Annotated in this window: 4 protein-coding genes; 2 read left to right on the top strand and 2 right to left on the bottom strand. The window is 63.3% G+C overall.

Features of this window, described 5'->3' with window-relative positions:
- A partial coding sequence (locus GCM43_RS17940; protein ID WP_152246745.1) for an Ig-like domain-containing protein occupies positions 1 to 5,243 on the bottom strand: 5,243 nt, incomplete at its 3' end.
- A 407-nt stretch (positions 5,244 to 5,650) separates the two neighbouring features.
- Here GCM43_RS17940 and GCM43_RS17935 point away from each other — a divergent pair.
- Complete coding sequence (locus tag GCM43_RS17935) at positions 5,651 to 7,810, top strand: HlyD family efflux transporter periplasmic adaptor subunit (protein ID WP_152246743.1); 2,160 nt, start codon at positions 5,651 to 5,653, stop codon at positions 7,808 to 7,810.
- A 39-nt stretch (positions 7,811 to 7,849) separates the two neighbouring features.
- On the opposite strand, the gene GCM43_RS17930 is transcribed toward GCM43_RS17935, so the two are convergent.
- Positions 7,850 to 9,226, bottom strand: a complete 1,377-nt coding sequence (locus GCM43_RS17930; protein WP_152246741.1) for an amino acid permease — start codon at positions 9,224 to 9,226, stop codon at positions 7,850 to 7,852.
- 287 nt (positions 9,227 to 9,513) lie between these two features.
- On the opposite strand from GCM43_RS17930, the gene GCM43_RS17925 reads away from it, so the two are divergent.
- Complete coding sequence (locus GCM43_RS17925) at positions 9,514 to 10,533, top strand: serine hydrolase domain-containing protein (RefSeq protein ID WP_226929545.1); 1,020 nt, start codon at positions 9,514 to 9,516, stop codon at positions 10,531 to 10,533.
- Positions 10,534 to 10,595 lie beyond the last annotated feature (62 nt).

Genomic DNA, 10,595 nt, shown 5'->3' with positions numbered 1-10,595 from the left:
TTGCCGGCCGCATCCACCGCCTTGACGCTCAGACTGTGCGTACCGGAAGCCAGTGCGCTGCTGGTGATGCTCCACGCGCCGCCGGTGGCCACGGCCGTGCCGAGCACGGTGGTGCCGTCGGTATCGTACAGCGTGACGGTGCTGCCCGCTTCGGCGGTGCCAGTGACGGTAGGCGTGGTGACGTTGGTAACACCGTCGGTGTTGGAGTTGCCGCTATCGGAAGCCAGCGCCAATACCGGAGCACTTGGCGCTGCCGGTGCGATCGTGTCGATGGTGATCGCCAGCGCCACGCTGGCGACGCTGCTATTGCCGGCAGTATCCACCGCCTTGACGCTCAGGCTGTGCGTACCGGAAGCCAATGCGCTGCTGGTGATACTCCACACGCCCCCGGTGGCCAATGCGGTGCCGAGCACGGTGGTGCCGTTGGTATCGTACAGTGTGACGGTGCTGCCCGCTCCGGCGGTGCCAGTGACGGTAGGCGTGGTGACGTTGGTAACACCGTCGGTGTTGGAACTGCCGCTATCGGAAGCCAGCGCCAATACCGGTGCGCTTGGCGCTGCCGGTGCGGTGGCATCGATGGTAATCGACAGCGTGGCGCTGGCGACGCTGCTATTGCCGGCAGCATCCACCGCCTTGACGCTCAGGCTGTGCGTACCGGAAGCCAGTGCGCTGCTGGTGATGCTCCACGCGCCGCCGGTAGCAACTGTCGTGCCGAGTACGGTGGTGCCGTCGGTATCGTACAGCGTGACGGTACTGCCTGCTTCGGCAGTGCCGGTGACGGTAGGCGTGGTGACGCTGGTAATGCCGTCGGTGTTCGAGCTGCCGTTGTCGCTGGCCGCAGCGAGTACCGGTGCGCTTGGCGCTGCCGGCGCCGAGGTGTCGAGCGTGATGGTGAGCGCGCCGCCGGCGGTGCCGACATTGCCGGCCGCATCGGTGACGTGGGCGGTGAAGGTCTTGCTGCCATCGGCGCCCAGGTCGCCCGCCGTCACGACCAGGTCAACGTAGCCGTTGCTGATGTCCTGCGCGCTCAAGGTGGCGCGCGCGGGCGTGCCCAGGGCATTGCCAGCCAACAGCAGTTCGGCCCGGTCGCCCGCCACGGCACTGGTGCCTGCCAGGCTCAGGCGCACCGTCGGATTGTCGATACGGGTGAGGTTGTCGGTGCTCGAGCTGCCGCTGTCGGAACCGGTTGCCAGTGCCAGCGGACTGGTCGGCGTGCCGGGCGCGGTGGTGTCGATAGTGATGGTCAGCGCGCTGGAGGCGGCGCTGGTGTTGCCCACCACGTCGAACGCCTTGGCCGTCAGCGTGTGCTGGCCCTCGCTCAGCGCGACGGTAGGGGTGATGCTCCAGGTGCCGCCGGTGGCGGTGGCCGTGCCCAGCACGGTGGTGCCGTCGCTGTCGTACAGGGTGACGAGGCTGTTGGCCATCGCGCTGCCGGTGACGGTGGGCATGGTGACGCTGGTGATGCCGTCCGCGCTTGACAGACCGCTGTCGGAGCTTGCGGCCAGCGCCAGCCCGGTGGGAGGCACACCGACGGTGGCGATGGTAATTTGCAGTGCGTTCGACGCGGGACTGGTATTGCCGGCGGCATCGGTCGATTTCACCGTCAGGTTGTGGACGCCGTCGGCCAGGGCGCTGCTGGTGACGACCCAGGTACCGCTGCTGACGTTCGCGGTGCCCAGCACGGTGGTGCCGTCGCTGTCGTACAGGGTAACGGTCGAGAGGTTTTCCGCCGAGCCCCTGATGGTGGGGGTGTTATCGCTGGTGACGCGGTCCGAGGTCGAGCTGCCGGTGTCGCTGTTGGCGTCGAGGGTGGGCACGCCCGGCTTGCCCGGCGCGGTGGTATCGATGGTGACCATCAGGGTGCTGGAGGAAAGGCTGATGTTGCCGGCCGCGTCGGTCGAACGGGCGCGCAGCTGGTGCACGCCGTCGGCGAGCGTGGTGGTGGTGATGCTCCAGGCGCCGCTGCTGTTGGCCACCGCCGTGCCCAGCACGGTGCTACCGTTGGTGTCATACAAGGTGACGGTGCTGTCCGCCACGGTCGTGCCGGTGATGGTCGGGGTGTTGATACGGGTGATGCGGTCCGTACTGGACCTGCCGCTGTCGGAGGCGGCGCTCAATACCGGGGTGCCGGGCGTAGCGTTGGCGGTGGTGTCGAGCGTGAAGCTCACCGAGCCGCCGGCGCTGCCGGTGTTGCCGGCCACGTCGGTCAGGCGCGCGGTAATCGTCTTTACGCCGTCGCTGCCCAGGTTGCCGCTGGTGATCGTCACGTCGATGTAGCCATTGCTGACATCGGTGGCGCTGACGGTGCCGCGTACCGGGGTGGCCATGGCGGCGCCGCCCAGCAGCAGCTCGATGGTGTCGTTGGCCGCCGCGTTGGTGCCGGTCAGCGACACGCGCATGACCGGGGTGGTGACATTGGTGATGCCGTCGCTGTTCGAACTGCCGCTGTCGGAGCCGGCGCTCAATGCGATAGAGGCGGGGGCGCCCGGTGCCGTGGTATCGAGCACGATGGTGGCGGCGCCGCCGGCCGTGCCGATGTTGCCGGCCACGTCGATGACGCGGGCGGTGACGGTCTTGCTGCCATCAGCGCCCAGCGTGTTGCTGCCCAGGCTCAGGTCGATCGTGCCCCGGGTAATGTCGCTGGTGGTCAGCGTCGCCAGTACCGGCGTGCCCAGCGCGGCGCCGCTCAGCAGCAGCTCGATGGTGTCGCCGGCCACGGCGTTGGTGCCGGCCAGGCTCACCTGGAACGTTGGACTGGTGTTGTTGGTGCGCCCGTCGGTGGCCAAGCTGCCGCTGTCGGTGGCGGCGGTGAGCACGAGTGCCGTGCTTGGCGCGCCCGGCGCGGTCGTGTCGAGCGTGAAGCTGACGCTGCCGCCGGCGCTGCCGACGTTGCCGGCCACGTCGGTCACACGGGCGGTGACGGTCTTGCTGCCATCAGCGCCCAGCGTGCCGCTGGCAAAGGTGACGTCGATATAGCCGTTGCTGATATCGGTGGCGCTCACCGTCGCGGTGGCCGGTGTGGCCAGCGCGGCGCCGCCCAGCAGCAGCTCGGCCGTGTCGCCCGCCACCGCGTTGGTACCGGCCAGGCTGACACGAATGGTTGGATTGGTGATCCTGGTGATGCCGTCCGAATTCGAGCTGCCGCTGTCGGAAGCGGAGAGCAAGGCGTTGGCGTTGGTCGGCGTACCGGGCGCGGTCTTGTCGATGATGACGGACAGACCGGAACTGACAGTGCTCTTGACAGCGCCGATGGCCGACGTGACGATCGCATACGCCGTGTAAGTGCCATCGGCCAGGCCCGTGGTGGACAGGTTGCTGACGGTCCAGTTGCCATTCGAGACGGTGGCCGAAGCAGTGGCTTCGCCGCTGTCATAGACGCCGTTGTTATTGGCGTCGAGGAATACCTGGACGGAGCTGGTGCTGTCGCCGGCGGCGCTGGTGCCGGAAAAGGTCAGGCTGGCGGCATTGGTACGATTGTCGGTCTGGCTGCTGCCGGAATCCGAAGCGGCGGCGAGGTCGGGCGTGCCGGCGGTGGTAGGCGCGACGTTGACGGTGACGGTGCGGGTGGCGGTGGTGGTACCGTCGCTGACCTGGACCGTGAAGGTGTCGGTGCCGGCGTAGCCGGCGTTCGGCGTGTAGGTGATGGTGCCGCCCGGCGTGATGTCGGTGCTGCCCGAGGCGCCGGTGGCGGCGCTGAAGTTCACCGTGCCGTTCGATGGCCCGGTGGACTGGGTCCAGCTCAGGGTCTGGCCGCTGTCGCTGTCGCTGGCGTGCAGCACGGACTTGACGTCAATGGTGGCGCCGTTTTGTACTGCCGGCAGCGCCGTGTTGGTGCCGACAAAGGTGGGTGCAACATTTGATGGTGTCCCGCCCGCCGAGCTGGAGATGCCGGCCATTTTGATCGACAGGAAGTTGAAGTTGGCTGGCGTGGCGCCGTTGTAGCCGCCGACGGAGGCCGTACTCGCGACAAAGCTGGCCGTAATAGAGATCGAGGCGGCATTGGCCACATTCCATTCGACGCCACCGTTAATCAGCGAGCTGAGCGTGGTTGCTGTCTTGTTCAGATTCTTGGTCGATTCAGTCATCGCCTTGTCGAGCAAGACGTTGCCGCTGGCATCTTTCACGACCAGTCGCAGCTCATCGATTATGCGGCCATTGGTGCCGCCTTGGGCACTGATCGAAAAATCCTGGAAGGTGAACGACTTCATCACCGTGCCCTCGCCCTTGAACTCGGCCGTGATGGTACCGCCAAGGGGAAAAGTACCGGTCTGCGGAAACAGCGAGGTACCCGATTGCGCCAGGAAGCTGCTGACCAGCATCTTGTCAGCGAGCTTCTTGAAGCCGGTGTTAGGAGCGCTCAGTTCTGCGCTCAGGGTGCCACCAAAATCATAGGTGCCATCGGCGGTGCCGTTGCCGGTAATGAGCAGGCCGTCGTAGTCGGCCATGGCACGCTCGCCCAGGGCCTTCTCTGCCTCGATGTTGCCCGTGTGTTTTTCCAGCGTCCAGTTGCCGCCCAGCGCGGCGGCGCCGGTGGCGTCGGTGGAGGCGGCGACGTCGGCGCCGGTCAGCTCGGCCAGGCGGTTGACGAAGTGGTCGCCGGTGGCGGTGTTGGCGACGTTGCAGCCAAACAACAAAATATCGCCGCCGGCGCGCAGTGCGCCGCCCCAGCCGGCCAGTGCCGCCCGGTAGGTGTCGATATTGCTGTCGGCCAGGGTTGCCGATCCCAGCAGGATCCGGCCGTTGTTGCCTTCCGACAGAATCTGGATGCTGTCGAGGCCGTGGCGGCCTTTCAGGGCGTCGGCGATTTGCTGCACGCCGTCGCTGTTCCTGTCGAGCATGATGACTTCAACACCCGGTTTCAGGCCGGCCAGCAGCGATTGCGAATTCTGTACCGAGGCGTCGATAAAGACGATGGTCGTTGGCGCCGCTGCTGTCACGGCGGCTTCGCTTGCCAGCCGATCCGGCGTCGCCGTGCGCTCTGGTGCATGCAGCGGTGCCGGCGCGCGGACCACCTCGGCTGCTGCCGCAGCAACGGCCTTGTGCATGATGCCGGCGCCGGCATCGTGTGGCTCCGCAAGCGCAGCATGCACGGCGCCGTCAAACACGATGCGTGTTTCCAGCGCCAGCAGGCTGCTTGACGGACGCAAGCCCTTAGTCCGTTTTGGGCCCGATGGCAAGGAAACGGCGTTCGATGGCGCGGCGTTCATGGGGGAGGCATTGCTGCGGTTGTCACGTGAAGTCATCGCTGGTTTCCTGGTTTGCCATGATGTTGCCCTGTTCGGAGAAGGCAGCTGGCGCGGAATATCAAAAAAGTGAAAGGCCGATATAAAAACTGATCGAATTAAAAATAATGCTTATCTGGTAATATTTCCTATTATCTCAATTAAAATAAAATATTTAATTTAATAATTTTTTCGGTTATAAATTGTAGCTGTTGCTGCATATTAATAGTGTATCTGAGCAAGTTTTTTTTACAAAATTATTATCTTGACGAAACGACGCATGCTGCGTAAAACGCTAGGCTAAAACGCGCTATGAGTGGTGATATTTTGAGCAATTCAGTGACAGTCCAGCCGGTTCAACCGGGTATTGAGTGCACTCCGGTGTATGCGATGCGCCATTCCATTTCATCGCCGATGCGGCCGCAGCCATGAGCCTGGCAGAGCACCTGACGCTGGCGCAAGCGGCTTCCACCGTCACGCCTGAACCTGCCGAAGAGCGCCTGGCGCCTTTGCGCGAAGATCTTGCCCTGCAGCCAGCACCGCCCGGCCTGGATGGCGCACCGCACTGGCATATCTATGACGCGGCACGCAACCGTTTTTTTCGTATCGGCTGGCTGGAATTCGAGTTGCTGTCGCGCTGGCGCGGCACCATGCGGGCCGGCGAACTGTGCGAGGCGGTAGCAAATGCGACGGCGCTGGCGCCCGAACCGGAAGATGTGCTCGATGTGCAGCGCTTCCTGCAGGCGAATGAATTGCTGCGCGCCGATGCCGCACAGCTGCGCGCCCAGTTGCACAAGGTCGCTGCCAGCCGCCAGCCTTCGGCGCTGACGTGGCTGCTGCACCACTATTTGTTTTTCCGCGTGCCGCTGGTGCGGCCCAATGCCTTTCTTGATCGTACCAGCCGCTGGGTGCTGCTACTATTCCGCCCGGCGTTTTTTGCGACCTGCGCGCTGCTGTCACTGCTGGGCGTATGGCGCGTACTGGATCAGTGGCCTGCCTTTACCAGCACTTTTCTGTATTTCTTTTCATGGCAGGGCGCCTTGTATTATGGCCTGGCATTGGGCGCGGCCAAGATGCTGCATGAGCTGGCCCATGCTTATACCTGCAAATACTACGGTGTGCGGGTGCCCGCCATGGGCGTGGCGCTGATGATGATGTGGCCGCTGCTCTATACCGATACTTCGGAGGCATGGAAGCTGACCTCGCGGCGCGCCCGGCTGGCCATTGGCGGCGCGGGCGTGGTGGCCGAACTGATACTGGCCGGGATTGCTGCGCTGCTGTGGAGCGTGGCGCCCGACGGCGGCTTCAAGAGCGCCATGTATATCCTGGCCGCTGTTACCTGGGTCAGTACGCTGGCGATCAATCTCAATCCTTTCATGCGCTTTGACGGCTATTACCTGCTGATGGATCTGCTCGACATACCCAATTTGTCCGAGCGCAGCTTTGCCATCGCCCGCTGGCGCCTGCGCAAGACGGTGCTGGGCGTGCAGTCGGCGTTTCCCGATCCGCAACTGGCATCGCGCACGCACGGGCTGACGCTGTATGCCTATGCCACCTGGCTGTACCGGCTGATCATGTTTACCGGCATTGCCGCCGCCGTGTATTTCTTCTTCTTCAAAGTGATGGGAGTGATTTTGTTTGCTGTGGAAATAAGCTGGTTCGTGCTGCGCCCGATGTGCAATGAACTGCGCGCTTGGTGGCAATTGCGCAGCCGCTGGTCAGGCAATGCCGCGCGCAGTGCGCTGGTCCTGTCCGGTTTGGTGCTGTTACTGGCAGTGCCCTGGCGCTCCGATGTGGTGGCCGACGGCTACTGGCAGGCTGGCAAGCACAGCCAGCTGTTCCCGCCGATGCCGGCGCGGGTGGAACAGGTGCTGGTCAGAGAAGGGCAGCAAGTCAGAAGCGGCCAGCCGCTGTTCGTGCTGACCGCACCGGCTGTCAGCAGCCAGCTGGTGCAGCTGCAAAGCCGTATCGATGGTCTGGTGCTGCGCCTTAACGGCGCCATCGACAGCCCCGAGTTGTATGAGCGTTCGCGCGTACTGGAGCAGGAACTGGCGGCAGCGCGCGCTGAATATGCTGCGCAGAGCGCGGAAGCCGGGCGCCTGACGGTCATCGCGCCGCATGACGGCGTGGTGCGCGACCTCGATCCCGGTCTGTATCCCGGCGCCTGGGTCAGCCGCAGCCATGTGCTGGGCAGGGTGGTCGATTCCAGCGCGGCACTGGCCCAGGTGTATGTGCATGAATCCGATATCGGCCGCGTCAGGCCGGGCGCGCTTGCGCGCCTGATCGAGCGCCGCCACGATGGCAAGGCAATGGAGGCGACCGTGATCGGCATCGACAGCACGGCCAGCCGCGCCTTGCCTGAATCCATGCTGTCGTCAGTCCACGGCGGCCCGATCGCCGCGCGTGCGGGGCGGCAAGGCGAGTCGCTGGCCAACGAAGCCCTGTACCGCGTTACCTTGCGGCTCGACCAGGGCGGTACTGGCAGCATGGCGCCGGTTGTGGCGCACATAGAGGGCGAGCGCAGCAGCATGCTGTGGAGCGCTGGGCGCAAGGCAGCCGGCGTGCTGGTGCGCGAGAGCGGTTTATAGCAGGCAACCGCCCGGTTGCAAATATGGCAGGCTGCGAGCTTAGTGACTCGATTGCCGGCTTGCCCGGCCTTGTCTGATACGGTAGCCGACAAACAGCACACCCAGCCAGACGGGTATCAGATAGACCGACAGGCGCAAGCCCGGCGTCATGAACATCACCACCAGCACGCTGGCCAGGAAGGCCAGGCACAGGTAGTTGGTCAACGGGTAGCCCAGGCTCTGGAACAGCGTAACCTTGCCTTCGCTTTGTTTCTGGGCGCGAAAGCGCAGGTGAATCCAGCTGATCATGCCCCAGTTGATGATCAGGGCCGATACCACCAGCCCCATCAGCATTTCAAACGCCTCGCCCGGCATCAGGTAGTTGACCACCACGCAGATGCCGGTCGCCAGCGCCGACACGCCCAGCGCGACCAGCGGCACGCCGCGCCGGTTCAGGTGCAGCAACGCGCGCGGCGCATTGCCCTGTTTGGCCAGGCCGAACAGCATGCGGGTATTCGAATAGACGCCACTGTTGTAGACCGACAGCGCTGCCGTCAGCACCACCACGTTGAGCGCCGTAGCCACCAGGTTGCTGTCGAGCGCATGGAAGATCAGCACAAACGGGCTGCCGCCGGTCACCACGTTCTGCCATGGATACAGGGACAGCAAAATGCCCAGCGCACCGATATAAAAAATCAGGATGCGGTAGATGGCCTGGTTGGTGGCGCGTGGGATGGTGGTCGAAGGATCGTCGGCTTCGGCCGCCGTGATGCCGATCAGCTCCAGGCCGCCAAACGAGAACATGATCACGGCCATGGCCATCACCAGCCCTTGCCAGCCGTTCGGGAAGAAGCCGCCGTGCTGCCACAGATTGGCCACCGAGGCCTGCGGGCCCGCGTTGCCGGAGGCCAGCAAATAAGCGCCAAACACGATCATGCCGATAATGGCGACGACCTTGATCAGCGAGAACCAGAATTCCATTTCACCGAAGGCCTTGACGTTGAGCAGGCTGATGGCGTTAATCGCGGCAAAGAACACCAGCGCCGAGACCCAGGTCGGCACGCCCGGCCACCAGTACTGCACATAGATGCCGACCGCCGTCAGCTCGGCCATGCTGACCAGTACATACAGCACCCAGTAATTCCAGCCCGACAAAAAGCCCGGCAGGTGGCCGCAGTATTTGTCGGCAAAGTAGCTGAACGAGCCGGCCACCGGCTCGTCGACCACCATTTCACCGAGCTGGCGCATGATCAGGAAAGCGATCACGCCGGCGATGCCGTAGCCCAGCAGCACCGATGGGCCGGCCATCTTGATGGTCTGCGCAATGCCGAGAAACAGACCGGTGCCGATGGCGCCGCCCAGGGCGATCAGCTGGATATGCCGGCTTTTAAGGCCGCGCTTGAGCTCTTGTGGTTCGGTACTGCCGATTGCCGTCATATTCTGTGTTCCTGTTTTTGCTGGCTAAGGTCGCTGATTCTAATGCATGGCCGCGCCAAGCAGGAGGGAAATGCATGTTGCACTGCGAGGGCAGCTGCTCTGCAACACCACGTGCGTGACCGGAGCCATGGCTGGCGCTGGCCAGCAAGGAACGCGCTATCTTTTCAGGTTGGCAGGTTCGCCTTGCGATAAAGCAGAAAACTGCGCGCCTTGAATTCAGTCTTGCGTTTATCGCTTCAATGAAAACCCTTAAAATAAGCGTTTTACCAAATCGACAGGCAGGCGCCGTGCTGCATTTACAGGAATATTTTCAGAAGTTGCGTGCCAGCCTGCCACAGCAAGGCCCCGGCTTCAGTGCGGCCATGGTCTGCAATGGCCAGCTTGTTTTCGATATCCACCACGGCATGGCGTCGCTGGAACTGCAGGTGCCTTTGTCACGCGACTCGGCCTATTACCTGGCATCGGAATCAAAACAATTTACGGCTGCTTGCATGCTGATGCTGGTGCGCGAGGGGCGTATCGGGCTCGATGATGATGTTTGCGCGTATCTGCCTGAGCTGGCAAAATTCGAGCAGGCTTTTCCTTTGCGCAGCCTGCTCAACCATACCAGCGGCATACCCGACTATTTTGCGTTTCTGCAGGCGCAGCTGGGACGGCATGAATCGGACTATTTCAATAATGCGCTGATTCTGGAGTTGATCGGCAGGCTCGATACGGTCGAGTGTGCGACGTCGAGTGCATACCGCTACAGCAACAGCAATTACATATTGCTGGCCGCGTTGGTCGAACGACTGTCTGGCATGCCGCTGGCGCGCTATGCCAGAGAGAAGTTGTTCGAGCCGCTGGGCATGCACAAGCTCGGCTACGACGACGACCGGCTCAATCTGATACCGCACCGTGTCACCAGCTATGACGCCGATGCCGGACGTCCGTTCGGCTGGCGCCAGCATCTGGGCAATGCCAATACGGTGGGCGATGGCGGTATTTATGGCAGCGCGGCCGAGCTGGTGCGCTGGGAAGTCGAGTGGCATCGGCAATGGGCCGATCCGGCCAGCCTGCTGCATGCGCTGTTGCAGCCGTCGCCACTGCTGGACGGCACCGTGCGCGACTACCGTTTTGGGCTGGAAATCGTGCAAAGGGCAGGGCAGGACGTGGTGTTTCATGGCGGCGGCCTGTGGGGCTTCGGTACCTTGATAGTACGGCTGCCGCAAAGCCGTATGTCGATTATCCAGCTGGCCAATTGTGAGGCCGCCGGGCCTGATATGGAGCAACTGGTACAGGCGGCGCTGGCCGACAGCATCAACTGACCCATTTGCCCTTATGTGCGACAGCGCATAGTCGTACTGTTTCTGCAATCTTAGTATCCATG

The organism is Janthinobacterium aquaticum (assembly GCF_009208565.1).
GTDB lineage: Bacteria > Pseudomonadota > Gammaproteobacteria > Burkholderiales > Burkholderiaceae_D > Janthinobacterium.
Note: the sequence above shows the minus strand (reverse complement) of the source record. Positions and strands in the feature narration are given on the sequence as shown.